29 protein-coding genes and 1 pseudogene are annotated in these 26,694 nt (G+C 46.4%); 17 read left to right on the forward strand and 13 right to left on the reverse strand.

Annotation, left to right across the window (positions count from 1 at the left end):
- Positions 1 to 741 (reverse strand): S1 RNA-binding domain-containing protein (locus tag IPL71_RS14495; protein ID WP_345322765.1); only part of this gene is annotated, 741 nt, incomplete at its 3' end.
- Positions 742 to 903: 162 nt separating this feature from the next.
- Here IPL71_RS14495 and IPL71_RS14500 point away from each other — a divergent pair.
- Together IPL71_RS14500 and IPL71_RS14505 are read left to right on the forward strand one after the other, a co-directional pair.
- Positions 904 to 1,431: a metallophosphoesterase gene (locus IPL71_RS14500; protein WP_345322767.1), complete on the forward strand. Its 528-nt coding sequence runs from the start codon at positions 904 to 906 to the stop codon at positions 1,429 to 1,431.
- The gene (locus tag IPL71_RS14505; protein ID WP_345322769.1) at positions 1,424 to 1,768 is read left to right on the forward strand and encodes a metallophosphoesterase; all 345 of its coding nucleotides are present in this window, start codon (positions 1,424 to 1,426) and stop codon (positions 1,766 to 1,768) included. The genes IPL71_RS14500 and IPL71_RS14505 overlap by 8 nt, the downstream gene beginning before the upstream one ends.
- Positions 1,769 to 1,809: 41 nt before the next feature.
- On the opposite strand, the gene IPL71_RS14510 is transcribed toward IPL71_RS14505, so the two are convergent.
- The gene (locus IPL71_RS14510; RefSeq protein ID WP_345322771.1) at positions 1,810 to 2,052 is read right to left on the reverse strand and encodes a hypothetical protein; all 243 of its coding nucleotides are present in this window, start codon (positions 2,050 to 2,052) and stop codon (positions 1,810 to 1,812) included.
- Between the two features lie 204 nt (positions 2,053 to 2,256).
- Between IPL71_RS14510 and ileS the strand changes: the two genes are divergently transcribed.
- The 4 genes from ileS (at position 2,257) to IPL71_RS14530 (ending at position 8,680) form a co-directional block, all read left to right on the forward strand.
- Positions 2,257 to 5,286 (forward strand): isoleucine--tRNA ligase, encoded by a 3,030-nt coding sequence (ileS, locus tag IPL71_RS14515; RefSeq protein ID WP_345322773.1) that lies wholly within the window; start codon positions 2,257 to 2,259, stop codon positions 5,284 to 5,286.
- A 205-nt stretch (positions 5,287 to 5,491) separates the two neighbouring features.
- A complete protein-coding gene (locus IPL71_RS14520) occupies positions 5,492 to 5,791 on the forward strand; it encodes a hypothetical protein (RefSeq protein ID WP_345322774.1) in 300 nt (99 codons plus the stop codon).
- Positions 5,792 to 7,229: 1,438 nt separating this feature from the next.
- A complete protein-coding gene (locus tag IPL71_RS14525) occupies positions 7,230 to 8,186 on the forward strand; it encodes a hypothetical protein (RefSeq protein WP_345322775.1) in 957 nt (318 codons plus the stop codon).
- Between the two features lie 50 nt (positions 8,187 to 8,236).
- Entirely contained in the window at positions 8,237 to 8,680 is a 444-nt protein-coding gene (locus IPL71_RS14530; protein WP_345322777.1) for a GNAT family N-acetyltransferase, read from the forward strand.
- Positions 8,681 to 9,053: 373 nt separating this feature from the next.
- Here the strand turns inward: IPL71_RS14530 and IPL71_RS14535 are convergent, their stop codons facing one another.
- The 5 genes from IPL71_RS14535 to yqeC are packed head-to-tail and all read right to left on the reverse strand — an operon-like array spanning position 9,054 to position 12,630.
- Positions 9,054 to 9,584, reverse strand: a complete 531-nt coding sequence (locus IPL71_RS14535; protein WP_345323144.1) for a lysophospholipid acyltransferase family protein — start codon at positions 9,582 to 9,584, stop codon at positions 9,054 to 9,056.
- The gene (locus IPL71_RS14540; protein WP_345322779.1) at positions 9,523 to 9,696 is read right to left on the reverse strand and encodes a hypothetical protein; all 174 of its coding nucleotides are present in this window, start codon (positions 9,694 to 9,696) and stop codon (positions 9,523 to 9,525) included. Before IPL71_RS14540 ends, IPL71_RS14535 begins: the two co-directional genes overlap by 62 nt.
- 25 nt (positions 9,697 to 9,721) lie before the next feature.
- Positions 9,722 to 10,687, reverse strand: a complete 966-nt coding sequence (locus IPL71_RS14545) for a diacylglycerol/lipid kinase family protein (protein WP_345322781.1) — start codon at positions 10,685 to 10,687, stop codon at positions 9,722 to 9,724.
- Between the two features lie 20 nt (positions 10,688 to 10,707).
- Positions 10,708 to 11,286: a nucleotidyltransferase family protein gene (locus tag IPL71_RS14550; RefSeq protein ID WP_345322783.1), complete on the reverse strand. Its 579-nt coding sequence runs from the start codon at positions 11,284 to 11,286 to the stop codon at positions 10,708 to 10,710.
- A 9-nt stretch (positions 11,287 to 11,295) separates the two neighbouring features.
- Complete coding sequence (gene yqeC / locus IPL71_RS14555; RefSeq protein ID WP_345322785.1) at positions 11,296 to 12,630, reverse strand: selenium cofactor biosynthesis protein YqeC; 1,335 nt, start codon at positions 12,628 to 12,630, stop codon at positions 11,296 to 11,298.
- A gap of 38 nt (positions 12,631 to 12,668) precedes the next feature.
- Between yqeC and IPL71_RS14560 the strand changes: the two genes are divergently transcribed.
- Complete coding sequence (locus tag IPL71_RS14560; protein ID WP_345322787.1) at positions 12,669 to 13,736, forward strand: hypothetical protein; 1,068 nt, start codon at positions 12,669 to 12,671, stop codon at positions 13,734 to 13,736.
- 24 nt (positions 13,737 to 13,760) lie between these two features.
- Here the strand turns inward: IPL71_RS14560 and IPL71_RS14565 are convergent, their stop codons facing one another.
- Complete coding sequence (locus tag IPL71_RS14565) at positions 13,761 to 14,159, reverse strand: ankyrin repeat domain-containing protein (protein WP_345322789.1); 399 nt, start codon at positions 14,157 to 14,159, stop codon at positions 13,761 to 13,763.
- 768 nt (positions 14,160 to 14,927) lie between these two features.
- Here IPL71_RS14565 and IPL71_RS14570 point away from each other — a divergent pair.
- The 10 genes and pseudogenes from IPL71_RS14570 (at position 14,928) to IPL71_RS14605 (ending at position 20,232) form a co-directional block, all read left to right on the forward strand.
- A complete protein-coding gene (locus IPL71_RS14570; RefSeq protein WP_345322791.1) occupies positions 14,928 to 15,386 on the forward strand; it encodes an RHS repeat-associated core domain-containing protein in 459 nt (152 codons plus the stop codon).
- On the forward strand, positions 15,289 to 15,936 hold the full coding sequence (locus tag IPL71_RS14575; protein WP_345322793.1) for a hypothetical protein: 648 nt from the start codon (positions 15,289 to 15,291) through the stop codon (positions 15,934 to 15,936). The genes IPL71_RS14570 and IPL71_RS14575 overlap by 98 nt, the downstream gene beginning before the upstream one ends.
- 30 nt (positions 15,937 to 15,966) lie before the next feature.
- Positions 15,967 to 16,701 carry a hypothetical protein gene (locus tag IPL71_RS14580; protein ID WP_345322795.1) on the forward strand — a complete coding sequence of 245 codons (735 nt, stop codon included), beginning with the start codon at positions 15,967 to 15,969 and terminating at the stop codon, positions 16,699 to 16,701.
- Between the two features lie 306 nt (positions 16,702 to 17,007).
- Complete coding sequence (locus IPL71_RS14585; protein ID WP_345322797.1) at positions 17,008 to 17,595, forward strand: hypothetical protein; 588 nt, start codon at positions 17,008 to 17,010, stop codon at positions 17,593 to 17,595.
- Positions 17,596 to 17,901: 306 nt separating this feature from the next.
- Positions 17,902 to 18,489, forward strand: coding sequence for an RHS repeat-associated core domain-containing protein (locus IPL71_RS14590; RefSeq protein WP_345322799.1), 588 nt, complete (start codon positions 17,902 to 17,904; stop codon positions 18,487 to 18,489).
- Positions 18,486 to 18,950, forward strand: a complete 465-nt coding sequence (locus IPL71_RS14595; RefSeq protein ID WP_345322801.1) for a hypothetical protein — start codon at positions 18,486 to 18,488, stop codon at positions 18,948 to 18,950. Before IPL71_RS14590 ends, IPL71_RS14595 begins: the two co-directional genes overlap by 4 nt.
- Positions 18,857 to 19,300 (forward strand): CPBP family intramembrane glutamic endopeptidase, encoded by a 444-nt coding sequence (locus IPL71_RS26000; protein WP_514130790.1) that lies wholly within the window; start codon positions 18,857 to 18,859, stop codon positions 19,298 to 19,300. Before IPL71_RS14595 ends, IPL71_RS26000 begins: the two co-directional genes overlap by 94 nt.
- Positions 19,301 to 19,483: 183 nt before the next feature.
- A pseudogene (locus IPL71_RS26005) lies at positions 19,484 to 19,588 on the forward strand (RHS repeat-associated core domain-containing protein); the annotation flags it as partial.
- A gap of 12 nt (positions 19,589 to 19,600) precedes the next feature.
- The gene (locus tag IPL71_RS14600) at positions 19,601 to 20,038 is read left to right on the forward strand and encodes a hypothetical protein (protein WP_345322803.1); all 438 of its coding nucleotides are present in this window, start codon (positions 19,601 to 19,603) and stop codon (positions 20,036 to 20,038) included.
- 8 nt (positions 20,039 to 20,046) lie between these two features.
- Positions 20,047 to 20,232, forward strand: a complete 186-nt coding sequence (locus tag IPL71_RS14605; protein WP_345322805.1) for a hypothetical protein — start codon at positions 20,047 to 20,049, stop codon at positions 20,230 to 20,232.
- Between the two features lie 564 nt (positions 20,233 to 20,796).
- On the opposite strand, the gene IPL71_RS14610 is transcribed toward IPL71_RS14605, so the two are convergent.
- The 5 genes from IPL71_RS14610 to IPL71_RS14630 form a co-directional block, all read right to left on the reverse strand.
- A complete protein-coding gene (locus IPL71_RS14610; RefSeq protein ID WP_345322807.1) occupies positions 20,797 to 21,657 on the reverse strand; it encodes a hypothetical protein in 861 nt (286 codons plus the stop codon).
- Positions 21,560 to 23,212, reverse strand: a complete 1,653-nt coding sequence (locus IPL71_RS14615; protein WP_345322810.1) for a VWA domain-containing protein — start codon at positions 23,210 to 23,212, stop codon at positions 21,560 to 21,562. The genes IPL71_RS14610 and IPL71_RS14615 overlap by 98 nt, the downstream gene beginning before the upstream one ends.
- Complete coding sequence (locus tag IPL71_RS14620; RefSeq protein ID WP_345322812.1) at positions 23,206 to 23,679, reverse strand: vWA domain-containing protein; 474 nt, start codon at positions 23,677 to 23,679, stop codon at positions 23,206 to 23,208. Before IPL71_RS14620 ends, IPL71_RS14615 begins: the two co-directional genes overlap by 7 nt.
- 101 nt (positions 23,680 to 23,780) lie before the next feature.
- Complete coding sequence (locus tag IPL71_RS14625; protein WP_345322814.1) at positions 23,781 to 25,709, reverse strand: BatA domain-containing protein; 1,929 nt, start codon at positions 25,707 to 25,709, stop codon at positions 23,781 to 23,783.
- A 72-nt stretch (positions 25,710 to 25,781) separates the two neighbouring features.
- The gene (locus tag IPL71_RS14630) at positions 25,782 to 26,663 is read right to left on the reverse strand and encodes a DUF58 domain-containing protein (RefSeq protein WP_345322816.1); all 882 of its coding nucleotides are present in this window, start codon (positions 26,661 to 26,663) and stop codon (positions 25,782 to 25,784) included.
- Positions 26,664 to 26,694 lie beyond the last annotated feature (31 nt).

Here is a 26,694-nt window from a genome sequence, read left to right on the forward strand (position 1 = left end):
GTTCTTCGGTAGCAGATTTGTAGGATTTGGCGCGAACCTTTTCCTTGCCCTTGGAGCGTTCCAATGCCTGCTGCCATGCGATCTGCATTGCAGTGTACTGGGGCTCGTTGGAGCTTCGATTTCCATCTGGTACTCTTCTTCTTTTTTGCCTTTGCGTTTGGGACCGCTGCTGTTGCTGTTGTTACCAGCGCCGCGCTTGCGATCTTCACGTTCGGGTTTGGCTTCTTCGACAACCTCAGGCTGGAGCGCTTTCATGCTCAAGCGGATCTGGCGTTTTCGGCGATCCACATCCAGAACCTTGGCTTCGATTTCTTCACCTTCTTTTACAACTTCGCTGGCGGTCTTAACATAACCGCGAGTAAGTTCGCTGACATGGATCAGGCCGGGGCGTTCTGCACCGAAATCCACGAACGCGCCGTAGGTTTCGAGACGAACAACCTTGCCTTTTACGATCATATCAGGTTGAATCTCTTTCCATTCAAAGGCGAGAGGTTCGATCATGGTTAATTCAACACGATCTTTCTTCACGCGACGTACCCAGACATCAACTGTCTGGCCTTCCTTCACAACATCTTCCACTTTGTTTACTGCATCCTGCTGAAGTTGTGATATGTGGATTACACCGGGAATGCTTTGTCCGATGTCCACCAATGCCCCCGCAAGTGTGGTCTTCAAAATTTTGCCGCTAAGTTTGGTTTTTGGTTCAAGCGCTACGGCTGGTGCGCTGTCGGGTGTTGTCATAAGTTTTCTCCTGCTAGTTGAAATAATGCCGAAAAAAGATTATACCTGTCTGACATGAATACGTCAACGTGTAATAGGTAAGATGTTGGTAAGATGTAAGCCTTTGGCAAAGTCGCATATTATATTCTGATAAACTAGCTTTTGAAGAGGTTTTGAAAAAAAATGAATTCAAAAATATCGCGCAGGGATTTTCTTCGGGTTATTAAACGTGTTGGCGCCATGGTGTTTACTACGGCTACGGCATCTTACTACAGCCTTGAGTTTGAGCCGCAATGGTTGGACGTGGAGCAGGTTGAGATTCCTTTGTCTCGTTTGCCGAAGGCTTTTAATGGATTTCGGATCGTCCAGATTAGTGACATTCACATGGGCGGCTGGATGGATCGTGGGCATCTGGCCGAGGTTTTGGAATTGGTCAGACAGCAGACCCCTGATTTGATCGTTATTACCGGGGATTTTGTTATCGGTCATTCATGGAGCCCGGACCTGGACCTGGCCGCAGATGATCTGGTAGCCGAGATATCCGCTCTTACTACAGAATATAAAGTGCTGGCCGTGATGGGGAATCACGATCATTGGACAGACTCTGTAAAAGTGCGCGAAATGCTTGCGCGTGCCGGAATACTTGAGTTAAAGAACGATGTTCACATGATCGAAAAAAACGGAGAGCGTTTGCATCGCAGGTTTGGATGATATTTCTGAAGGTGAGCATCGTTTGGAGGATATTTATGACAAGCTGCCGTTGTATTCAGATTCGATCTTGCTTGCGCATGAACCTGATTATGCCGATACTTCTTCATTTATTGGCCGATTTGGATTGCAGTTATCGGGTCACTCTCATGGCGGACAGGTGGTCATTCCGTTTATTGGGCCGCCAGTTTTACCGCGTTGGGCTAGAAAATATCCATCTGGACTTTATCAGGTGGGAGCCATGTGGCTGTATACAAACCGTGGTGTTGGTATGACCAGTCCTTTTGTGAGGTTTAATTGCAGGCCTGAAATCACAGTCTTTACTTTAAGAGCCTTATAGTTTTCTTGCCGATTTCGACATAACTATGTATAATCTCAAAATCAAAAGCGTTGATGGGAACGAGTAAATCCGTCGAAACGGTCAGCGAGTCCGAGGTCAGGTGTGAAGCGGATACGCGTAGGCGATTGAAAATCCTCCCGAAGCTGTGAACTGAAATCAGGCAGAGTCTGTTTGAGAGTAGGGAATCCGAAATTGTTCTTCGTTATCAGGACAGGATGATGTTGGTCATCCAATGAGTGTCTGCCGGTTTGCCGGTGGAAACCAGAGTGGTACCGCGTGAGCATAGCTCTCGTCTCTGTTTGAGATGAGAGCTTTTATTTTTTAATTGCCTGCGTACGAAAAGCAGATTAAAGACCAGGAGTCTACTATGTTCAAATCAGTATCATCAAAACTCGACGCGCCTTCGATGGAAGAGAACGTCCTCAAGCTGTGGAAGAAACACGACATCTTCAAGAAGACAACGGCACAGCGCAAAGACGGCCCTGAGTATGTTTTTTTACGAAGGTCCGCCTACGGCCAATGGACGCCCGGGCGTTCATCATGTGCTGGCGCGCGCTTTCAAGGATATGTTCCCGCGTTACAAGACCATGCGCGGATATCATGTCTCGCGCCGCGGCGGTTGGGATACTCACGGTCTGCCGGTTGAGATCGAAGTGGAAAAGCAGCTTGGCTTCAACAATAAACAACAGATCGAAGAATACGGCGTTGATAAATTCAATGAGTTGTGCCGTAATTCTGTCTTTACCTATATTCAGGATTGGGAAAAACTCACAGACCGCATCGCCTATTGGGTTGACCTTGAAGATGCCTATGTGACCTATACCAACGAATACATCGAATCGGTCTGGTGGATCCTGAAAAACTTCTGGGAGAAGGATCTGCTCTTCAAGGGATACAAGATCGTTCCGTATTGTCCACGCTGCGGCACGCCTCTTTCTGACCATGAAGTTGCTCTCGGTTACGACGACGCTACTGACCCGTCAGTTTTTGTGCGTATGCCGCTGGTCGATAAGCCAGACACATCTTTATTAGTGTGGACAACCACCCCGTGGACATTGCCCTCGAATGTGGCCGTGGCCGCGCACCCCGATGTGGACTATGTAACCATCGAGCGCGATAACGATGGTACCAAAGAAAAACTGATCCTTGCAAAGAATCTGGTTGAAAAGATATTCAAGGATGAAGAAGTAACGATCGTGGATACCTTCAAAGGTAAAAAATTGAAGGGCGTAAAATATCAGCCGTTGTTCACCTTTATGCCGGTTGATAAACCCGCGTATTATGTGCTGCTCGCAGATTATGTCACCACAGAAGATGGCTCTGGTCTTGTGCATCAGGCTCCGGCTTTTGGCGCGGAAGATATGGAAATGGCGAAGCAATATGATCTGCCGATCCTGCTCACGGTTCAGCCCGATGGGACTTTCATTCCTGAGATCACCCCGTGGCGCGGAATCTTCGTCAAGGACGCCGACCCGCTTATCATCAAGGATCTCGATGCGCGCGGATTATTATTCCGTGCCGGCACGCTCGTGCATACCTATCCATTCTGCTGGCGCTGCAAGACTCCGCTTTTGTATTATGCGCGCGAGTCCTGGTATATCCGCACGAGTGCAAAACGTGACCGCCTTGTTGAATTAAACAAAACGATCAACTGGGTTCCCGAACACATCAAGAGTGGACGTTTCGGCAACTGGCTCGAAAACAACATCGACTGGTCGCTCAGCCGTGAACGATATTGGGGCACGCCGCTTCCGGTTTGGGAATGCGAGAATCAAACCTGCAAGCATCGCGAATGTGTTGGCTCTGTGGCCGAGCTTTCTGAAAAAGTAGGCCGTGACCTGGCCGAACTTGACCTGCACCGCCCGCACGTGGACAATGTCTTCTGGACCTGTGTGGATTGCGGCGGACAAATGTCTCGCGTGAAGGATCTGATCGATGTCTGGTTTGACTCTGGTTCGATGCCGTATGCCCAGTGGCATTATCCGTTTGAGAATGAAGATAAATTCAAACAGCAATTCCCCGCAGACTATATCTGCGAAGCCGTGGATCAAACGCGCGGCTGGTTCTATTCGCTTCATGCGATCAGCACTTTGCTAAATGATGATGTCGCATTCAAAAATGTGATCTGTCTTGGGCACATTCAAGATGGCGAAGGACGCAAGATGTCCAAGTCTTTGGGCAACATCGTCCAACCGTGGGATGTGTTGAACGTCCACGGGGCCGATGCGCTGCGCTGGTATCTCTACACCGCCACGCCGCCCGGACAGGAACGCCGCTTCTCATCCGATCTGGTTGGGGATGTGATCCGCAGCTTTACGCTTACACTGTGGAATGTCTATTCGTTCTTTATCACATACGCCAATCTCGACAAACCGCAAGCCTTGACCGTCACCGCCGCGACCAATGATCTCGACCGCTGGCTGCTCTCTGAATTAAATGTCCTCGTGCGTGATGTGACCAATGCCTACGAAACCTATGATGTGACCAACGCCACCCGCCCCGTGGAAAAATTCGTTGAAAATCTCTCCACCTGGTACGTGCGCCGTTCACGCCGCCGCTTCTGGAAGAACGACTCAGATTCAGACAAGCAGGCCGCGTACTCCACCCTCTACACCGCGTTGACCACAGTCGCAAAATTGATCGCGCCTGCCATGCCTTTCCTTGCGGAAGAGTTGTATCAGAACCTCGTCCGCTCAGTGGATGAGACCGCGCCTGAGTCTGTCCATTTGGCTGAATGGCCGAAGGTGATGGATGAATTTATCGATGAATCCCTCAACCGTGACATGAACCTCGTCATGAAACTCGTCTCACTCGGACATTCCGCACGTCAGAAAGCGAACCGCAAAGTGCGTCAGCCATTGGCCGCCGCCGCCTTCTCGGTTGGGACCGCTACCGAGCGCAAGGCCTTGATCAGTAACATGGACACCATCGCAGATGAATTGAACGTCAAGGAAGTACGTCTGCTTGATTCTGCCACCGAAGCTGTTTCACATACCGTGAAGCCTTTCTCGAAACAACTTGGACAGAAATACGGCAATAAATTCCCCGCCATCCAAAAGGCGATCCTTGCCATGAACGCGGAGGAAGTTGCATCCACATTTATGGCTGGCAAGCCGCTGGAAGTAAAAGCCGGCGATGAGACCTTCCAGATCATCTCTGAGGAAGTGGAAGTAAAGGCACAGGCCAAATCTGGCTTTGCGGTTGCAGAAGATGGTGCCTACGTGGCCGCCCTCGTCACCGACCTGACGCCCGAACTTCTCGCCGAAGGACTCGCTCGTGAATTTATCCGTCGTGCACAAGATCTGCGCAAGACCGCTGACCTGGATGTGGTGGATCGCATTGAGTTGTTCATTGAAGCCACGCCAATTTTAAAATCCGCGATTCAGACGCATGAGGATTACATCAAATCTGAAACATTGACGGTGCAGTTGACTTTTGCCTCCGCCCCCGCGAGCACATCGGTGGCGGAGGATGCCTTTGAAGGTGAAACAGTGAAGATAGGCTTGGTGAAGATATAACATTAAAAATTTGCTTCAATGTGCAAAAGTTGATATAATAAATTTCTTGCAAAAGTCAACCATAGATGGGGCTTTTAGCCTGACGTCCTTCTAATATTTAGCATCTGGCGGGTTAAACCTCCAGCCCTGCAAATACTTATGTAAGAGATCTAACAAAAATATTTTGGAAGGCTATGCATTATAAAAAATCTGACAAGGAGATTCTGTGGATATTATTAGCCATGCAATAGTTGGGCGTATGTTGATTTCAAAAAAATCAAATACTTTTAAGGATTTGATTTTTGTTCCATTTTTTGGCGCCCTGCCAGATATTTTTCAAATTCCATTATATGTTTATATCGGATATATCAATAGTCGTCCGTTTTTTTATCCTTTGACATCAGATTGGAACGGTTTTCGTGATTTGAATCCCCTATGGGTTCTTTGGTGGGATATACCACATAGCTTGTTCTTTCTTCTTTTGGTTGTTACCCCAATTGTTTTGCTTTTGAAGTTGAATAATTAACGCTTGTTGCTTATTTTACATTTATTTTTAGATTGGTTTACCCATACTGGCGAGTGGGGGGTAAAACCGCTTTTCCCTTTACAATTCATGTTTGAAGGATTTACTGATGCATGGGCATGGAATCCATTATATTATCCACTTGTTTGGTTGATTCTCTGGGGTGGTGTATTGGGAATTGAGGCGTTCAGATCTCGAAAGGAACAGAAATGACGTACGTTTTCGTTGCTTTTTGTTTATCTTCCTTTTGTTAGCTTTTGATTTGGAGAAACGCAGACCGTCCAAAAGATAACTCAAATGTGCCATTCGTATCGTCCTTCGATGCGCCAGTTCTTGCGCGTGGAAAAAGTATAAAAGTCTTAACATATAATGTTCAGTATCTTGCAGGCAAAAATTATGTATTCTTTCATGATGTGCCAGATATGTCTGGTAGAGACTCAGTGGTGAGAAGTGAGGATATTACTCTTGGTGCTAAAAGATTGCTCAAGTTATTATAGACGAAAACCCAGATTTTATTTGCCTTCAGGAGGTTGACTGTGGTTCGAAACGCACGAACTATAGTGACCAAGTAACATTAATATTAAATAACCTTCCCGCCGAATATAGTTGTTTTGTATCAGATTATTATTGGAATGTCAGATTTGTCCCGCACCCTAAATTGATGGGTTCTCTTCGGGTAAAACTCGTTCTGATATCAAAGTATAAAATCAACCGTGTAGTGCGCCGTAATCTCCCTGATTTGCCCGTCAACATATTTTTGAAACCGTTTAGCGGAAAAAAAATGATCCTTCAAGCGTTTTTTCCTTTAAGTGATGGGACGGAAATTTCGATTATGTGTACTCATCTGGATGCTTTTACAGTTGGGACAGATATTATGACAAAACAGTTGAATTGTCTGCGCTACAATCTTGGCGTTTTAGATTCAAAAAAACATTCCTTGGGTGCTTGCAGGCGATTTTAACTTACTTCCACCGGGACAGTATGATACCTTGATCGAGTCACACCGTTCTTATTACAACCCGAAGACTGAGATTGAGGATTTTTATCATGACTTCAACCTTGTACCATCCCTAACAGATCTTTCTAGCGCACATTCCAATAAGTATTTCACTTTTTTTGGAAATGATCCTGCCTTACAAGGAGCAGACCGCACTCTCGATTACATAGTTTATTCAAACCAATTGAAACTCCTTGATTATCATGTTCGCCAAGCAGACACGATGAAATTGTCGGATCATTTCCCTGTCGTTGCGCGTTTTGAGATTTTGTGATGATATACGCAATCTTTTTCGAGGTTATTTTTTTATTGGATCTTTGATAAGTAGTTATTTAACATGGGGTCCGTTGACTAGCAAGGAAATGGTTGAATACTTTGCTCCACCTATAAAAGCTAGAGAGAAGTTGTCTGACGAACAGCTTTACCAACAAGCGTAAAGCTGGGATGCGTGCCGAGATGGCGCGGGCGTTGTTAATCACATTGTTTGGCATTTCGGTAATCCCCTTTTATTCGGTTTCGGTTGATATATTAGAAGTTCTTTCTAGTTCGATTTATCGCTGGTTTATGTTGGTGGCGCTTGTTTTATGCCTCTCTTGGAATTTTTATTTTGGACCTTATTTTTTTGCTTCCCGACGCGGCGTCAAATTTAATTATTTTGATAAAAAATTTTTTAAAATATATCTACGCCCGTACATTGCATGGGCTTTTTTATCCCTTTGCCATATTTGGAGGCATAGGAGTGTTTACTTTTTACTTATTACACACGGAGTTGCTAATGATTTTGTTTCTGTTCAGCATAATGTTATTGGACTACAAAGCCTTCCAATAAATGATATCCCAAGTATCCAGTTTTCGACCATGCGCTTGATTCAGTTTGGGGATTTTACTTCTGCAATCTCACAGAAATACATTCTAACGGTTGTGTTGGTTTTTGTTTATGTTGTTATTGAACAGCGTTCTTCGATGCATTATACGATTCTTGATAATAGTGTTGAGCGTGTAAAGTATTTCGTCTGGGCGTTGTTATTGTTTGCGGTTTTGTTTTCGATGGTTTACTTGCCCGATCAATATATGCAGATCCATGAACGTCTTCGTCACCAGGTTGAAGTAATGTCTTTCTCTGATTTATATCCGGATTACTTAGGTACTGCTCTTTCTTTGCAAAAGACATTGGAAGACCATGATGCACAATGGCTTTATCTGTCAATAATTACCGGGTATGGTAATTTGATTACAGCATCAGTTGTTGCAACAGTAGTGTTTTTCTGGAAAATGTTATTTGACAAAGCGCCTCCGCGCGTTATTGCTAGACTATTTGTCCCTAAACCCTTAATGGATGGCTTTGAGAGGTTTGGTCAAGGCTTTAGCATAGATGTGAATTTGGAAGACGAGAGAAGTTGATTTATAGGTAGATGGCTTTGCTGTGATAATGACTCCCACATATTACGCCCATGCAAATTGATATCGTCTCCCAGGCAGATGAGGAACTCTATCAGGCGTTGAAACGCCTGATCCCTCAATTGACCAATAACAATCCGCCTCCTTCTCTTAACGAATTAGCTGCTCTCGTCCGAGAGACAGCTTCCACGCTGATGATTGCCCGGGATGAGAGTGGTGTCATCGTAGGCGCATTGACTCTTGCGGCTTATCGTGTGCCTTCGGGAGTTCGAGCCATGATCGAAGATGTGATCGTGGACGAGTCAGCCCGTGGACGGGGAATTGGCGAAGCTCTGATACAGCGGGCGATTGCCGTGGCAAAAGAAAAAGGCGTCGGCACAATCGCGCTGACTTCCAGTCCCTTCCGCGAAGCGGCAAATAGATTGTATGTAAGAATGGGATTTCAAAAACGCGAGACGAACGCTTATCAACTTAAGTTAAATAAAACAGCGGTGTAATCCCGCCGTTTTATTAGATATGGATTTATTAACGCAAAACCGCAAAGCGTGGGAAAGGAAAGAATTTTTAAAAAAAATTTTTTCTGATAAAGTCAAAGAATTATCCGTGTTTGTCTGTGAAATTCAAATCGTGTCCAAAAAGAACTCCAGAACCCTAGTGAATTGGTGACTCATGGTTTTTTAGAGAGGTAATGTAATCCTAAGGGGGGAAATTGTTTATCTAAAATAAAATTTTTTCAGAACCGGAAGGTTTTAATAACTTCAAGCAGCCAATTTTTTCGTTGTTTGAATTGTCTCCTGACATAAACGTTCTTAACGTGGTTATTTATCTTTGGCAAGAGTGCGGACTGAAGTCTGCGCTCCATTCTTTTAATTAATTTGGCACAGTCGTTGGTTTGATAAATTGCGTGGGTAATTTACACATCTCTGCGTATGCGCCGCGATATTCTTCAGGCATTAATTTCGCGATCTGCACCATCATCTCATCCACGATCTGCTGGCGGATCTCGCCGGTTACTTTTATGCCCTGCGTGTCGATCTTAAACGGCTCACCGGTGCGGATGTGAAAATCTGTCCGCTTGAGGCGTTTGAAATTCTTCATGAAATTCTCGCCACCCCAATGTGCTACCGGGATGATGGGCGCGCCTGTGTGTAACGCAATCGTCACTGCGCCGGGCTGAGCGCGGATCAACTTCCCGTTGTAGTTGCGGGTGCCTTCAAGGGCAATGCCAAAGATGAGACCTTTTTCCAGTGCGCGCAAAGCCGCTTTGAGGGCGTGCATATCCGCTTCACCGCGCCGGACGGGAATAATGCCCCAGACACCGAATACCCAGTTTAAGAATTTACAGTTTGCGGGGCTGTAAATGCGCGAAAAACATCGGCACTTCGATCTGGCCGGTGTGATTGGCGATGACGATCAATGGACCATGCATTGGAAATTTGTGCAGGTCGGGCGCGTCGATGCGGCAGGTAATGCGCGTGTAAACACGGATGATGAAATTGATAAGCCAGTTCATAATTTTCTTTTTGGGTATGAATCTTTCAGGCGCAGATAATTTCTAATTCGCGCGGAAGCAGTTCCAAAGTCAGGGCTGAACCGGCGAGGCAGATAAATTCGCCGTCTGCGTGGGCGGGGAAGGTCATGTCCAATGATTTGATGGATACCTTGCTGGCGCGTCTCATTTTTACTTCGGGTTGACTTGCCTGTGTCCCGCGAATGAAATGGGGAATGAGTCCAAGAATGCGTCCCTTTGATGCGGTTTCTGCGATGCATAGATCGAAGAGCCCATCATCCGGCTGGCTTTCGGGCGCCATTTGAAAACCGCCTCCCATGCGTCTGCCATTCATGACGGAGATCATGAGCGAGACCTGATTGATGACTTCCTTATCGTCGAGAATGATTTCAACGTGCGGTGGATTGTAATAAAGAAAAACGGTTTTGATGACGCCGATCAAATAGGCGGGCAGGCCGCGCGTCCAGCGGACTTTGATGGCTTCGTTGCCAACTGCGGCATCGAAACCCACGCCGATGCCGTTGCCAAAATAACGGCCTTCGGGATAATCTCCGCCTTTTACCAGCCCGAGGTCTATTTTTTTACGTTTGTTCGCGATCAGAGATTTAAGACTGTCGTTAAGGTTTGCGGGAATGCCTGTTCCGCCGGCAAAATCGTTGCCTGTGCCAATGCTGAGAGAAGAAAACGCGCTTTTTGTAAAACCATCCTTGCGCGCCTTCATGATCCCGTTAATGGACTCATTGATCGTGCCATCTCCGCTGGCACAGACGATCACATCGTAGCCTTCACGCGCCGCGCCTTCAGCCAATTCTGATGCGTGCCAGACGCGTTCGGTGCGCACAAGCTTAAAATCCAGCCCGCTTTCCCGCAGACTGGATTCGATGTGTGGAATTGATTTTTCCCCAAGCCCGCGGCCCGAGGTTGGATTAACGATGACAAAATATTTCACGATGCGCTCCCGATCTTTGATTTTGGCGAGTGTAACATATTTCAAGCCGCAGTGCTTGCATTGCTTTATGATTTGTGTTTTGAGTAATCTTCGGGGGTATCGAGATCTTCAAGGATGCTGTGCGTATCGACATTTACATAATGGATCTTGCGCGCATATTTTTTTAAAAAGTCACGCGGCGTGCGCGGTGCTTTCATTTCGAGCAGGTCTTCCCATAATGGGCGTGCCACCAGCCAGGGATGTCCGCGCTGCATTTCATAGCTTGGTACGACGATCGCGGATTTATTTTTCAGGAACGCATCACAAATACTGCGCACGGTTCTTTCGTTGACCTGCGGCTGGTCGCCGAGACAAATGAGCGCGGCGCTCGCTTCACGCATTTTTGCAGACAAGCCAACCTGGATCGAGCTTAGCATTTCGCCTGTGTCATACGAGTCGTTGAAAATGGTTTGAACGGTTTTTCCGATAAGCGACTCTACTTGCTGACGCGCTCCGCCGGTGACCACAAGAATATCGTTGAGCCCCGCAGATTGAAATGTGGAAATGACAGTTTGCAAAACCGTGCTTTTGCCCCAGGGCATTAGCATTTTTGGTTCACCCATGCGTTTTGATTCGCCCGCTGCGAGAATAATAGCCGTGATCATACGTTGCCTCTAAAGTGTTTCATCTTCAACCAATCTTTGATAGTCTTCGGGTTTGTCCACATCGAGCAACAACCTGTCGTCATGCCAGGCTATGTATTCTACTTTGTAATTCGAGAAAATGGCGCGTCCGCCAATATCTCCTTTAAGTTTCAGCAGGTCGGGGAAGGTGATCTGGTCGAAGAGCACAGGATTGGCACGGCGTTCCTCCAATACCAGCGGTGCGTGGATCGGCTGCATTGTATCGGCGTGTGACTCGATCAATGCGCGGATAATTTCGCCGGGGATTTGCGGCTGGTCTGCGAGCAGGAAAATCGCGGCCCCTGTGTTTTCAGGTAATGCGGATATTCCTTTGATGATGGATGTGCTTTGTCCCTGTTGATATTCAGGGTTGTGGATTATGCGTACAGGCAGGCCGCTTAATGCAGATTCAACGTCAGCGGCGTGAAAGCCTGTGACGACCACTACAGGCCAAAGTCCGGCATGAAGCGCGGTCTCTGCAATATGTCGCACGAAGGGTTTGCCTTTCCAATCCAGCATTTGTTTGGGCGCGCCAAAGCGGGTCGCTGCGCCGGCGGCAAGCAGGATTCCGGCGGTGTGTTCAAAATTTTGCAGTGTGTGATTCGATAGATCGCCAACGATGACAGAATCAAAATGGGTGAGCAGTTGGCGCGCCATTCCGCCGCCAATGGATTGCAGTTTGGGTGTCTCTGCCTGAGTGAGCAGCGCAACCCGCCGCGCTGTGGCTGGAATATTTTTCAGCCCGCCCTGCGGATGCGTATACACGCGTGTGACCGCGTCTGCTGTGATGGGTTGATGGATCGGCAGATCGGCAAGCTGCGAAAAAATTTCGGCGCGATGAACATGCTCATCGGTCAGCGGTTTATCAAGCGCGCTTAATCCGGCAACAACGATCACTACGTCTGCAAATTCGGGGATCGGCGGCTCATGCAAACCCGGGGCCTTGAGAGATTTTTGGCGCGAGCCATCCGCCTCAATCAATAGGGGAATGGCGTGTGCTTTGGAATATTTACCCAGCCACTCAAGTGTGATCTGGTCTGCGGGTTTCGTGCGATCATTTTCAATTTCACCTGTGATCAAGGTGACGCCATGAAATTGAATCCCGTTGAGTTGATGCGGATCGGTGACAACAATATGTTGATCTGCGAGCGGTGTTTGCCATGCGCCGAGATGGGTGGCGGCTGTTACAATGACAGAAGAATATCCATCACGAATCATTTCGCGTGCAAGTTGAAAGATGGCGGTGGTTTTTCCGCCTGCTCCGGTAAATGCAAATATTTGCGAAGTATCGGTGGGCCTGCATCTTAGCGCGCGAATTAATTCCATGAGCTTATTGTAAGTCAAATTTTCATTCAAGGAAAACCATGAAAAACGAAAAACAAAATATGGGGCGCAGAGCCTTTCTAAAATTGGCGGGCAGCGCGTTTGGAATTTCTGCACTTTCGTATTATCTGGGTCTCACACGCCGCGCTGCGCCCGCGCCCGTGGATACGCTGCCGGATTACGCCGATCAAGGTTCCGGATTTCCTGTTTTTCGCGGACCGTATCTTCAAAAGAATGCGCGTCTCGCGGCTTTTTTATTTAATGCGGATTTGGAACGCCTGACAGTTCTCTGCGATCAGGCGTTGAATGTCTCTGAATCATTCCCTTATAAATATGTGCCGATCACGCCTACTTTGATGCTGGTCTATGCCGATATGCATGTTTCTTCGCTGGATGAACGCGACGCGCAGGTGGGGCTCATTCCTGAAACGGAAGTCAGTTTTTGGGTATTGACAGTTGCCATGCAAAGAACGGACAGTGGTTATATTCCGCATCATCTCGCGTGGTTTTTGCCCCATCTGCTTGTAGACGAAGGCAATGCCATTGCAACAGGCCGTGAGGTGTTTGGTTTTAATAAACAGGCAGCGCAATTTCAAAAACCGGAACGAATCGAAAAGCCGGAGTTTACGGCAGATGTATTCGGGTTTAAACAATTTGGACCGGAGGTGGTTGCGCAAAAGGAACGTCTGCTTGAATTGCGGGCATCTTCCTCCCCTGATTCAAACCAGACAAAAAGTGACTGGGAAGCCGCTAAAAATAAAATTACAGATGAGCTGCTTAAAAATATCCGCTATGATATGGGCGGAGGGTTGATCGAGTTTGCTGCGCGCTTTATTAACGACCATATTCCGCTTGTGTTTCTTAAGCAGTTCCGTGACGCACAGGATACGCATAAGGCTTGCTATCAAAAGATCGTGGAGGCGGCGTTGACTGTCGAAAAATATGACGAGGGTGGAATTATGCCGAATCCCTATATGCTAACCATCTTTCCGTTGGCCAGTCATCCCTTTGCACAAAGGATGGGACTCAAGCCAGGAGAACAAAAATCCACGCACGGCGCGTGGATCAAAGTGGATTTTGTGCTGGGCAGCGGTGTTGAAGTCGGTTGATGATTACCGGCAGTGAAGTGTATATTATTTTGCGCCGTGTTTTATAAGAATCTTTGCGGCGGCTGTGGCTTTGTGAAATGTGGTGTGGTGGAGGGGTGTTTTTCCATTCATATCCAGAGCATTGATGTCGGCGCCGGCATCAATGAGCAATTGCACAAGCGCGGTTTGATTCGCATGCGCGGCGGCATGGAGCGGAGTTGTGCCCCAGTGGTCGTTGTTATTGACCGCTTTCACATCTGCGCCAGCCTTGAGCAGAAAGATAACCACTTCATGGTTTCCCTTCCAGGTTGCACAGTGCAGCGCAGTTGAGCCATCGGTATCGCGCGCATCGAGCAGTGACTTGTCACTTTTTAGCAGTGCTTTAAGTTGATCAAGATCATTTTTTTTAGCAGCCTTGATGAATTCTTTCCCTGATTCTGGCATATTGATAATTCTCCTGGTTTCCACTATCTGATTAAGTGTTTTTAATGGATTAATTTTGTAAATTATATACTGAAATAGGATGTGAATTTATGGGAGATTGTTGTATATGAATATTGCATCCTTAAAATCAAAACTTTCAAAGTATCTCCTTGCCACATAGTAAAATTGGGCAACTAATCTGGGACGTATTCCAGAGGCAGGGAAGTTGTCAGCGTGGGGTTGGGATGATTCTGTGAGCTGTTTACTGAACCTATATGCCCCAAACTCGATTAATGATGGAAGTGTTTGCGTTTTTTTCTTCTTTAGATGATTAGGTAGAATAGAGTGATGAAAAATATAATATTGGCATAAGCTTTTTGGGCGCATTTAGCGCGCTAAAATTTGGGAGAATAATTGATCAATCTCCGTGGGGTTTGTGCATCCTGTTGATATTTGATATATCCTTTATTCTCGCTGGTTATCGAATTAAAAAGAATAATGCTCAATTAATCATAACGAATCTATCAGATTATAGAATTTTCGCCATTTTTTTGGGAGCTTTTTGTGTTGGGTTTGGTGCTGTTGTTATCGCTTTAACTATGTCAGGTATCGTCTTTATACTCACTACCTTAATTTAAAGTAGTATGGAAGCTCTTTTTGAGGTAATCGCTACGAGTTGACCAATGGAGTCATCACCAAATACTATAGAGTTTATCCTGAGCTTGTCGAAGGGCTGGGACTCAACACATCGCCACACTTGCGCCGCACTGCGTTTGTTGCAGTGCAGGTGTGCGTAAAAACGGCGTCCTCACCTATATGCTCAGTGACCATCTTGGAAGCACCAGCCTGATGACCAATGCCTCGGGTGCAGTCATCTCGGAGACAAGGTACACTGCTTGGGGTGAAGTCCGCTATCAAGCTGGGACTACGTCCACGGGCTACACCTACACGGGACAGTACAGCAACACCGCGGACTTCGGACTCATGTACTATAATGCGCGTTGGTACGACCCTGCCCTGGGACGTTTCACCCAAGCGGACACGATCATCCCGGACGCAGGGAATTCGTCCGTGTGGGATCGGTATGCGTATACGCTGAATAATCCGCTACGATATACGGATCCCAGCGGGCATGAATCTGGTAAATCTTGTGAAGATCGTGGGTATTGTAGTGATGGTTTTGAAAATGATGATAAAGGATGGTGGTTTGCAGACAAGATGGCATCTTTTAGCGTCTGCGGTTATTAATAGCTTCGAAAAAATAAATATTAATACCAAAATAAAGTTTGACTTTGTATTGCTGTTACCACTAGAACTTCCTTCCTCGTCACCTTTAGTAAAAATCAAAGTTGATGTTCCAATTAAAATTGATCCTAGATGGGCAGATATAAAAATAGGAGGAAGAACAATCGGTGACGGTCTTCTCGGTCCAGCATTTTTTACGATAGGTTATTTAATAACTATTGCACCTAGTCAAGTAGAAAATGTTGCAGGTGGTGCGAGTTTTCGTGAGTCCTTTGCGGATTTTGTTGTAGACACTGGCGGTTTTATTACCTCAGAGTGGGCTGGTAAAACAGCAGGAGTACTAACGACCCCGGAGACAACAGTTATTGGCGGAATAACTACTAACTTTACTGTAGATGTGTTAACTGGTATGGCTTGGGATCGGGCAATGGACGAAAATGGGGGCCGTCAGAAGGTAGTTGATTTTTTAATGCTCCTTCTTCAAATTTATGGGGATGTGGGCCTTTGCTTTCGCCAAGTTGCCACTAGACGGGCCAGACGTACAAGAATTTAATTATGAAATACAATTAAGAGGTCTAATACAATGAAAGAAGATAGCCGTCACCCTAAAACCCTTAAAGATTATTTTGGAAATGTAATTAAGAAAAATATTGTGCTTGTTGGCCTGTGTTGGTTAATTCTTTTTTCACCTGAAAATAGTTTTCAAAATATGAAGGTCGAAATTGGACTATCAATAGTCAGTGTTCTGTTGCCTATTTATTGTCTGGTAGAAATAAGGAGAATAAAATCTGCATACTTTATTCATTTACTTTGGTTTATTTTGCTTGTTCCGAGTACATTGTTGATTTTTGCTATATCTTTACGCCAACTCATTTATATAACAGGCTTGGATGGTTTATACCTTTATAGCTTAATCAGTTTTGGTCTGGCACTTACAATTGGCTTTCTGGTAATTGTAGTTCGATCTGTAATGGGGAAATTGAGACACGCTTTTGAGGAAAATATCAATTCAGGTCGCCTAAATGTAAAAGATGGTTTTTGGAATTTAAATAAACCACTACGTCTTGATTCTGAAAAAAAAGAAGGCCGGAAACTAAGGCTTATATCTAGGATTTCTAAGTTGTCACCTGTGGTGGTTGCCATAGGATTTTTTATAGCTAGAAATGTAGATGGGGTAGAGCAACTTGCCTTGATAACATTTTTTTGTTTTTTGGTAGGTTGTTCTGTTTTATGGACTGGTGCGTTTGAATTGGCAATTTCTTTTCAGATTCGAGAATGGGAGAGGAAATACAATATAAAATTACAATTTTTTTCGTAATTCGCTTAGCGTGTGTCTTTAGCCCCTTGGTGAGTAACTATATTTTATATCAATGTTTATTGAAGAACATATGTTGTGATTGCTGTTAGCTTCGTAGCATTCACAAGCAGGATTTTATTTCCTAGCCTTCTTTTTCCGCGCCAGCAAGCGGACTTGGCTGATGTTTGCCTTGTTTCGGTATGATCCTCAGTTGGGACGTTTCGCTCAAGCGGACACGATCATCCCGGGCGCAGGAATTCGTCCGCGTGGGATCGGTACTCGTACACGCTGAATAATCCGCTGCGATATACGGATCCGAGTGGGCATATGGTAGATGACGGAGATGATGGTGGAGTTGGGATAACATTTGACAGCCCATCATTGTCTAATGATGATAGCAAGTCTAATGATGATAGTAACTGCGCTGATGCTTCCTATTCTATTGTAAGCGCTTGTTTTGACCTTACTGAATCTGAAATGGATGAATTTTATGAAGATTTAGGTACAGTTAGTACTGTTAATGATGTTTTTGGGGCGGCATCACTTATTGCTGCTTTGCTGGGCCTGTCGGGATCTTCTTTAGCAATGCAGTTAGTTGTTGGCTTAGTGATTGTTGGGGTTGCTGGACCTACTGCTATCGCTTTAGTTGCGGCATTACCAGCGGTGTTTTTGTTATCAGCTGCGCTGCTAATCTCAGGTGCTGAAATGGGTGGCATCCGAAGTAATATAGTACATACAGATGCTAATAGTTTAGGAGGCGCGGTGACGGTTGCGAACTATGGAATAGTTACTAGGTATACTGTAACTACAAATAAGGGTTCGCTTGATTCATGGGGGATAACTAATATAACCCCGTTAATTATCGCTCATAGTTGGGTGACTAGTCACCCAACTGAGCCAATAATTTTTCAATAGCAAAGGAGTAATAATGCTACAGATTACTTTTACTTATATTTGTGGGCCATTCTTTATTTTTTGTGGATTGCTTCTTGTGATACGTTCTTTTATTGCTTTCCGTAATAAGGATTTTAATGAAAACTATTCATCTACCTATCGTTAGCATAGAGATTCGTTTGTGGTTGGAATCGGAGCTGTAGTAATTGGTTTGTTATTCCTACTAGGAATTCTGGGGCGTTTGCCGCCTCCGTGATAGCAAAGCGGACTTAATCCCTGTCTGCTCTCACTTTGCCATAACCGCATAGTAAAATTGGATAACTAATCTTGGGACGCTTCACCCAAGCGGATACGATCATCCCGGGCGCAGGGAATTCGTCCGCGTGGGGTTGGGATGCGTATACGCTGAATAATCCGCTGCGATACACAGATCCGAGTGGGCACGAATCTGGTGAACCTTGCGAGGATCGTGGGTATTGTAAAGGGATTACGCCAACACAAACACCAACAAGTATGCCAACATTATTACCAACATTAAATCCATTGTTGCTACCTCCTATTATTGTTGGAACTACACCTGTTGCAGTATGGCAAAGGAATCCAACGGCAACTGCAACTGTAACTTCAACACCACCCTTTACGCCTACTGTATCTGCCACATTTTCAACAACCACTGCTACAATTACACTCACTCCTACAATAACAGCGACTTCTACAATGATAAATCCGTATATTTACACTACGCTTACAAGTATGCCTACAATTTCACCAGTGTTAGCCGAAAAACACCCCTGGCCAGTTGATATTCATGAAATACCTGTTTCTCCGAACAATATTTATCACGAGGTTCATGGGCCTGCTAGTTTTGGTGGTATTGGTGGAATGTTTGATGGAATTTCAGTGAATCTAAAATGAAACATTTCTCCTTTATCAAATTTATACTTCAATTTATTTTCTTGGCAAAAGTGGCTAGGTTGATTCTGCCAACTTTAGTCGTAGTAGATTCAGTAAATTGGCTTCTGCCAATAGTTGGATCCATCGTTTACATTATGATTGGGGTGTTTCTTTTACAAGATGGTGGTTTACAGGCAGAATACAATATAGATATGCTTTCACTAATTCTCTTTATTCTATTCGGAACAATATTTAGAATTGACAGAGTTGAATATACTACCTATGAGGCTGCTTTCATGGTCGCTGAATGGCTGATCGCAGGCTTGCTCTTGTTTAGAGTCGTTACCAGAAAAATTTTTGTACCCCCTATAAAATGGGGAAATATTAAATGGGCAGCTATTGGCTCAATTGCTGGCGTGTTGCTTGCTCTACCTTTATCATATCTTTTGTACACACAACTGGTTTCCAGAACTCACCTGTAGACACTGATCCGTACACTGTGTTGTTATCCATTCTTCAAGGCCTATTTATGAATGGAAGAGATGCGGTTACGGAGGAAATAATTTTTCGTGGATTGTTATTCGGCTACCTAGCCAAGCACAGCGGCAATGAAAAACAAGCATTTCTCATTCAATTCTTGCTGTTTTGGGGTTTCCATTTTCATTATCTTTGGATTCCTCCTTTCTCATTTTGGTTTAGTGTCCCAATTTCTGCTTTTGTATTTAGTATGCTTTTCTGGCGTTCACGTTCGCTGTCATCGGCAATTACGGCTCACATTTTAATCAATACATTCATGACGATTTTTGCAGTTCTTATTGTAAATAGCAGCTAGTAATTTTTTGCCTTGACGCAGGATTATTGCACTTTGTCGAAAGTGTTTTACATTATCTATATTTTTTATAAAACAGTGTGTGATGTAATGCAATCAGAATTCCATCAAGTGTTTTTTATTTCCTAGCCTTGCCAACAAAGCGGACGTGGCTGATGTTTGCTCTTGTTTCGGTACGACCCTCAGTTGGGGCACTTCACCCAAGCAGACACGATCATCCCGGGCGCAGGGAATTCGTCCGCGTGGGATCGGTATGCGTATGTGCTGAATAATCCGCTGCGATATACGGATCCCAGCGGGCATATGGCAGACGATGACAGCGATGGCAATGGTTGTATTAGCCAAGATTTATCTTGTCAACTTGCGGCAGGTGGATATAAACCTAAGACGAAGGAAGAAATTGCTAAAGACCTACATTTGGAACGACCTGTATCTGGAGTGCATGTAGGAGCTTCTGGCCAAGGAGGAGTTCTTGGGGAATTTGGAGCGTATGGACAACTTGATTTTATAATAGATTGGAAAACCGGCACCCTTTATAAACTTTTCACTTTCGGATTATTTGAAGCTGGAGGTACACCAAATGGACTTGAAGGTGAATTCTATGGAGGAACAACAAATGTTCATGGAATTCCTTTGTATGGAAGCGAAGATATTTCTGGTCCTCTCGCGGGTAAAAACATCGATGCAGCAGTTTCAGCGGGAGGAGATGCTGTGATAAAAATAAGCGGAACTAAAGGGTAAGCTTTGATTTGGACAAGAACCTGCATCCGGTGCATACCGGCGCTGGATTGATTGGATATCAATTTTCAATTGAAACCAGCATGGAAGTTGGAGTCAATGCAGTACCAAATGGAGTGGATGTATCCTTAGAGGGTGGCGGTAGCGAAACTTGGAATATTGACACACCATATCAGATTCCGTGGTGGCCTTGGTAAACAGAGGTAACTAATGAACAAGATATTGAATCCCCGAAAATATGTCATGTTTATTATTTGGGTGTTGGTGATAATATTTATAATGATTAATGTGTTGTTGGGCGATAGGTCTTACGTCCAATCTGAGCAAGTAATTGAAATAGCATTGATGCCCTGTGAAGTTATGGATGGCAAACAGGTTGGGGTAGAATATTTTAAAACAAACAGTTTTCCGCATATTTGCGGAAGGTCTTATCAAAATATTTGCCGCTAGAATTGTATTTTTGTGTTGACAAATGAAGGAAGCGGTGAGAGTCTATTATGAGGTGAAAAGATTTTTAACCATGATTTCCTGATTGAATTACCAAAGAATTTAGAAATAGGTAAATATGAATTTAAAATTACAGATGGTCGAGATACTTTTCAGACTGTATATTTTGAGGTGATTGAGTAGGTTTTCCTTAAGATTCATTGCAAAAGAGACCCACGTTTTTGATGAAGGTTTGTCAAACAAGTAATAAACAAAAAGACTCTTTTCAAAAAGAGTCTTTTTGTTTATAGCGTTCAAGAAATCACAAGCGGACATTATTTCCGCAGATTCTTTTTCCGCGCCAGCAGAGCGGATGTGGTTGAGGCGATTTGTTCTGGCTTCGGTGCGTTTTGTGTTTCTTCGACATTGCTCACATTGTCCCGACGTTCTTTCGGGAGTACAGGCGCTTCGATGATTTTTTCCTGTGCAGGTTCTATGTTTTCGCGGACGCGGTTTTTGGCGTTGAATAAGGCTTCCATTTGCGGGTTGGTTTGTGCGGGTTGAGTAGGTATTACCCGGCGAGTAGATAATTTTTGCGTCAGCCATTCTCTTGCGCGGGATAAATCTTGAGTTGTGAGGATCAGTCTGCGGGCGGCGATGTCGATTGGGAGTAATAGGGCGGCGATCAATAATAACCACGGGGCGATCGGCTGTGAGGCGCGGGTGGATCTTAAGTGGTGAGTGAATACGTCTGCGGGGCGGGGGGATGCAACCTGCCCGTTAGTGAATGCCGATAGACGCAGGAGCAGGTCGGGGTTAGGGTCGATGCGCTGATATTCCGGTGAGTAGGATAATGCCCAACCGGTGGTCTCTGCAAATGAGGCAGAGTCACTGCCCGTGTCAGTTGTCCCCGAAAAACGAATTAAATAAATACCCTGTTCCTTGGGAATGAATTCAGATTCATAGCGGCCTGGTGCGGTTTGCGTGAAGGTTACGCTTTGCGCTTCGCCATTGGGTGAAATGATATTGGCTTCGATCTGATACGCGTTGAGAAAATCGCCTGTGCGGTTGCGCGCGTCGAGCATGATCTTTGCGCTTTCACCCTGTGACTCGACCGTCATTTGCAGTGCCGAGTTGAGCGAGTCGTTGATGGTGTAGCGCACGGCTTGCACCCAGAAGGTCGGGAAGGATTTCACTGCGCCCAATCGCGCGCCCAACGGCCAGTGGCGTCGGATGTGAATGCGACAGACCTGCCCAAGCCGTATTGCCAGACGGCGAGGATCGGGTCGCCTTTTCAGATTTAAGAATCACTTGCGCGAGGTCTTTGGCACTCGGGGCAATATAGCCGTGCAGGCGCGGCGTTTCAGTGATGTTCGCGAGAATCGGCGATGAATTGACAAGCGTGGGGAAGAATGATTCTTCGACGATGTAGGCGCGGGTGGCAAGTGAGGTTTCTTCGGTGAAGATGGTGGCGATGTTGCCGGCGTTGTTGGTGAAGTGATAACGCCCGCCGCCGAGCGCGGCGAGGTCTTTTAGAAATGGCGCGGCGTCGTTACCCACGCCGACCGTGGAAAGTGTGATGCCGTTTTCTTCATATAACTTTTTCACGAGTTCGGGAATGCCCGTAATATCCGCACCGCCGTCGGTTAACAAAATCACATGTTTTACTTTGGCGGGGTCATCGGGCAAAACTTTAGACATGGCCAGCAAGCCCGCGTAAATATCGGTGCCGCCGCCGAGTTGAATACCGCCGATGGCGTTTGTGATTTCACCGGGGTTTTCGAGATCGGTTATTGGCACGACCCAACTGGCCGTATCGTCGAAAGCGATCACGCCTATGCGGTCATTCGGAAATAATAATTCGATCGAACGCGCCGCAGCTTCCTTGGCGAGGTCAAGTTTGGTGATGCCGCCGCTGGTTTCAGACATACTGCCCGAATGGTCAATGATAAAAACAATGCTCAACGAGGGGCGGCGCTTTTCATCTTTGATCTGCATATCCACGGGCAGAGTCTCTTCGAGCGGCGTGCCATAATAACCGCCCACGCCAAAACTCGTCGGCCCGCCCACGGCCACCAAACCGCCGCCGAGATCGCGCACATACGATTGCAAAGTTTCCATTTGGTTATTGCCCAACGCGCGCGCGGGCACATCCACCAGCACCACCGAGTTATATTGCGCGAGCGTCGGCAGGTCAGCGGGCATCAGACCCGGCGTAACGAGTTTCACGTCAAAGCCGGCGGCGGTCAGCGCTTGTTGCAGCAAGGAAAATTCATCAGGGCGGATTTCGCCGCCGGGCAGAGTCTCACCTGCGGCGGGCGCCACCATCAAAATCCGCGGCGGACCTTCGACCTGTGAAAACGTATCCAGCCGATTGTTTTGATAGAACGCATCCTGCTCGGGCGTGATCTGCACCTGATAACTGACAAAGCCCGGCTCCTGCGCCACGAGCGGCAGGCTCAACGTTTGCAGTCCCTTGTGTAGATCGTGTGTACCTTCATAAAGAATTTGATTCTTAGCCAATACGCGCACTGTAGCCTGCATCGCTTGATTGGCTTGGATGGAAACGTTTAAGTCGAATTGCTCGCCGTTACGGAGATGTGTGGGCACATCCACTTCGCTGACTAATGCCTCGGCTCCCACCGAACTGATAATGGGTACAGTCACGATCTGCACATCCGCCGCTGACGCAAACTTGGCAGCATTGAGCGCGTCGCCTGTGGTCTCAGCGCCATCTGAAAGAATCACCATCGCTTGGCATATCCCGATGGAAAGAGAGCCAGTCCCAATTGAATGGCTTCGGCTAGATCTGTTTGATTGGTGATCGGCACAGACGTGATCGCGGCGAGTTCATCCAACCCAGACATTGGCCGCTCCACCAACGCATCCGCACCGAAAAGAATGATCGCCGCCTTATCATCCGCGCTGATCGATTTCAACGCCTCACGCACATAACTCACTTCAGACTCAATCGCCTGTTGCGGCATGGAATCAGAAACATCCACCAGAAAGACGACCGCCAGATCATTTCCGCTCTGCACGATTTCCAATCCGGCGATGGCGAAGACAAGACACAGAATAATAATCAATCGCAAGATAAGCGAAACTAACTCACGTCTGCGTGCTGGGTCGCGGAATTTTCCTCCGTGCCAGCCCAAATAGGCCGTCAGCGGCAGAAGGAGTAAAAACAGGAGGTAAAGCGGAGAAGTAAATCTCATAATGTTTATAGGAAATTGGAGTCTTAATTTCTTTAGTCTGTTTTTAATGCAAATTTAGCGAATGAACGAATTGCACGAATTTTATTTTGGTTTTATTCGCGTCATTCGCCAATTCGAGTAATTCGCGTTAAAAAGTTTTTGAATTTGAGAAGTGACAGATTCTCAAAAGGCCTTGCAAAAGTTCTTCTATGAAAAACTTGCCATTCGATCATCAACACAAGTAATGCAAAACCTGCCAGCCATTTCCATAATTCCTGCAAGCCGACTTGCTCAGATACAGTAGGCGTAATCGATGTGCTTCCGATTTGCAATGTCTCACGCGGTTTCAGATCAGATTCAGACTCGTCAAAAAGATTGACCGCGAAATATTCAACTTTGGTTGAATCCTCGGAGACAAAGTTTACAGCATAATACCCAAGTTCGTTTGTCTGACTAAATAAAGTTTGACCCGCGGCGAGTGTGAAAGTTTGATTCGACGGTGATGCAATGACGATCTGTTCTGCATCCGTGGGCGGGACGAGGGTCAGGCTTTCGCCAGCAGATAAAGACTGTGACGAGTCAAATGCGCTGGGCGGGGCGAGATAATTGATCAGATTGGAAAACAAAATGGGATACGCGATCTGCAACGGCAGGTCGCTTTCGCGCAAGTCAAAGGTCAACACCGCAATACGCTGTCCATTCGTTTCGCCTGTGAACACCAGTGGATTTGAATCCGACTCGATCAAAACATTTGCCCAACTTGGCACAGTCACTTTACGCGCCTGCAACACATGGACAGTTTTCCAGTCCACGTAACGTGTGAGGGAATTTTCGTTGACCTGAATATCATTGATCTCTTTGATCGTCTCACCAACCGTAAAAAATGGATTGGTAGTTGGATTAATGAGTAGTAGATTTGAATTTGGTAATTCTGCGGGAATAGTGCCATCGAAGATGTACAAATCAAATGGATCGTTGGGAATTTGCAATGTCCCATCGGCGGCGGGCAATGCGCGGAAAGGTTGAAGCCCCGGCAATGAAGCCAGCAATTGCTCAAGGAATAAATTTCCTGGCGAAACGAGCAAGGCGCGTCTCGCCGCTGACGATTGATAGATGGCAAAGGCTGTGTCGTCTAATGCAAGCGAATCGAGCGGCTTGTTTGATTCTACAGGATCGGAAATATGCGCTTTATAAATGGCGGTTGCAACCGGTAGATTTTCAAGCGAAACACTTTTGCGTGAATTGGCAGGAATCTCCAACTGACGCGCGTCGAACAGGTCGTTGCCGAGATACAGGGAAAGCAATACTTTGCGGTTCACGTCGCTGGTATTTGTCACTTCGGCGAATAACTGCGGAACGCCATTTGAAGCACGCAAGGCCAGCGCGGAGATTGCGAGATTATCGTCCGCTTGACCGATGGGGATGTAGCGCACTTCACCGGGCAGGGCGGGCAATCCGCTATTGGGCAGTCCGCCATCGGAGACGATGACCACGGTGGAGGATGCGCTGTTGCGGGTTGCGCCTGCCGCTAATGCAAACGCGGCTGACCAGTCTGCTGCGCCCTGGGTGACTTGCGCCTTGGATAGAGCCGCCTTGAGCAGGGATTTATCTGTCTCAGACGCGATCAATGTCTGCGGGGTTTTTGCAACCAGAATCAAAGTTAAGGATGAATCGCTGGAAAGTCCATTGATCAGAGTCAGCACGGATTTACGCGCCTCTTCAAAACGGGAAGGGGTCACATCCACAGCATTCATCGAAGCGGACGCATCCAACATGACGATGACTGATCCTGTTGCGACAACTTTGGTTTGCAGCGCGGGGCGTGCCAGTGCAATGATCAGCGCGGCGAGAATTAGCAGTTGAAGAAAAAGTAAAAGATTGCGTTTAAGTTTTTGCCACGGCGCATTGGCTTGCCTGTCTTTTAATAATTTTTCCCACAACATCGTTGAAGAGACCTGCGTCTGTTTGCGGCGCAGTTTGAGCATATATAGCAATATGATGGGAATTGCTAACACAGAGAGAGCGAAGCCGAGCGGAGTGAGAAATTGCATAAGAAATGATGAATGATGAATGATGAAGGATGAAGGATGAATAAAACCTTTTTACTTCTTACTTTTTACTCGTTACTTTACTACTCCCGTGCGCCGCATTTCCAACAAGAGTGCTTCTTCCCATGATTGGCTGGTGACCAGATCCAAATAGCGGATACCGTGTTTGCGGCAATCGGCTTGCGTGGATTGAATCCATGCTTGCACGCGGGCGCGGTATAAATTCCGTAAGCCTCCATCTACGGAAACATCCTGTTCGATATTTGTTTCGATATCCACCAGTTGCAGATCACCTGCAAAGGGCGGATCGATTTCATCAGGCGCGAGAACATGGATCAACGCGGCTTCATGTCCGCGCCCGAGCAGTTGACGTAAACCTGATTCATATCCATCGGCGGCGAACAGGTCAGAAATGAGAATTATCAGACCGGCGCGGCGCGGTGCAATCGAATATTCACGCAGTGATGCATTCAAGTCTGTCTCGGCGTTGGCTTCGAGGGTTTCTAAAAAACGGAATAAACGCGGTAGGGCGTATTGTCCACGGGAGGGGCCGAATTCGGAAACAACATGTCCGCCTTGTAAAAATCCTACAGAAAGCAGATCGCCGGAGCCGAGCGCCACTGCGCCGATACCGGCGGCGAGATAGCGGGCGTAATCAAATTTGTTTTGTTCGCCGTCACCCCAATTCATGGAACGTGAGCCATCGATCAAAATATAAACGGCGAGGTCTTCTTCTTCTTCGAGTAATTTGATAAATGGTTTTTCAAGACGGGCGTAAATATTCCAATCTAAACGGCGTAAGTCATCGCCTGCGGTGTAGTTGCGATAGTCCGCAAATTCCACGCTGCTGCCGCGCCGCGAAGATCTCCGCTCGCCTTTGATCGCGCCAGAACGTACGCGCGATGCGACGAGGGTCAATTGTTTGATCTTGCGGAGAGTGGATTCGGTGAAAAGCATGTGAGAAATGAGGAATGATGAATGCAGAAGT

It is taken from the genome of Candidatus Villigracilis proximus, assembly GCF_016717045.1.
GTDB lineage: Bacteria > Chloroflexota > Anaerolineae > Anaerolineales > Villigracilaceae > Villigracilis > Villigracilis proximus.

Bases quoted from the DNA above. Each gene is read 5' to 3' on its own strand.
- IPL71_RS14500 (WP_345322767.1), top strand. From the start codon at position 904: ATGAATTCAAAAATATCGCGCAGGGATTTTCTTCGGGTTATTAAACGT.
- IPL71_RS14510 (WP_345322771.1), bottom strand. From the start codon at position 2,052: ATGCTCACGCGGTACCACTCTGGTTTCCACCGGCAAACCGGCAGACAC.
- ileS (WP_345322773.1), top strand. From the start codon at position 2,257: ATGTTTTTTTACGAAGGTCCGCCTACGGCCAATGGACGCCCGGGCGTT.
- IPL71_RS14525 (WP_345322775.1), top strand. From the start codon at position 7,230: ATGCGTGCCGAGATGGCGCGGGCGTTGTTAATCACATTGTTTGGCATT.
- IPL71_RS14530 (WP_345322777.1), top strand. From the start codon at position 8,237: ATGCAAATTGATATCGTCTCCCAGGCAGATGAGGAACTCTATCAGGCG.
- IPL71_RS14540 (WP_345322779.1), bottom strand. From the start codon at position 9,696: ATGAACTGGCTTATCAATTTCATCATCCGTGTTTACACGCGCATTACC.
- IPL71_RS14550 (WP_345322783.1), bottom strand. From the start codon at position 11,286: ATGATCACGGCTATTATTCTCGCAGCGGGCGAATCAAAACGCATGGGT.
- yqeC (WP_345322785.1), bottom strand. From the start codon at position 12,630: ATGGAATTAATTCGCGCGCTAAGATGCAGGCCCACCGATACTTCGCAA.
- IPL71_RS14560 (WP_345322787.1), top strand. From the start codon at position 12,669: ATGAAAAACGAAAAACAAAATATGGGGCGCAGAGCCTTTCTAAAATTG.
- IPL71_RS14565 (WP_345322789.1), bottom strand. From the start codon at position 14,159: ATGCCAGAATCAGGGAAAGAATTCATCAAGGCTGCTAAAAAAAATGAT.
- IPL71_RS14580 (WP_345322795.1), top strand. From the start codon at position 15,967: ATGAAAGAAGATAGCCGTCACCCTAAAACCCTTAAAGATTATTTTGGA.
- IPL71_RS14585 (WP_345322797.1), top strand. From the start codon at position 17,008: ATGGTAGATGACGGAGATGATGGTGGAGTTGGGATAACATTTGACAGC.
- IPL71_RS14595 (WP_345322801.1), top strand. From the start codon at position 18,486: ATGAAACATTTCTCCTTTATCAAATTTATACTTCAATTTATTTTCTTG.
- IPL71_RS26000 (WP_514130790.1), top strand. From the start codon at position 18,857: ATGGGCAGCTATTGGCTCAATTGCTGGCGTGTTGCTTGCTCTACCTTT.
- IPL71_RS14600 (WP_345322803.1), top strand. From the start codon at position 19,601: ATGGCAGACGATGACAGCGATGGCAATGGTTGTATTAGCCAAGATTTA.
- IPL71_RS14615 (WP_345322810.1), bottom strand. From the start codon at position 23,212: ATGGTGATTCTTTCAGATGGCGCTGAGACCACAGGCGACGCGCTCAAT.
- IPL71_RS14620 (WP_345322812.1), bottom strand. From the start codon at position 23,679: ATGAGATTTACTTCTCCGCTTTACCTCCTGTTTTTACTCCTTCTGCCG.
- IPL71_RS14625 (WP_345322814.1), bottom strand. From the start codon at position 25,709: ATGCAATTTCTCACTCCGCTCGGCTTCGCTCTCTCTGTGTTAGCAATT.
- IPL71_RS14630 (WP_345322816.1), bottom strand. From the start codon at position 26,663: ATGCTTTTCACCGAATCCACTCTCCGCAAGATCAAACAATTGACCCTC.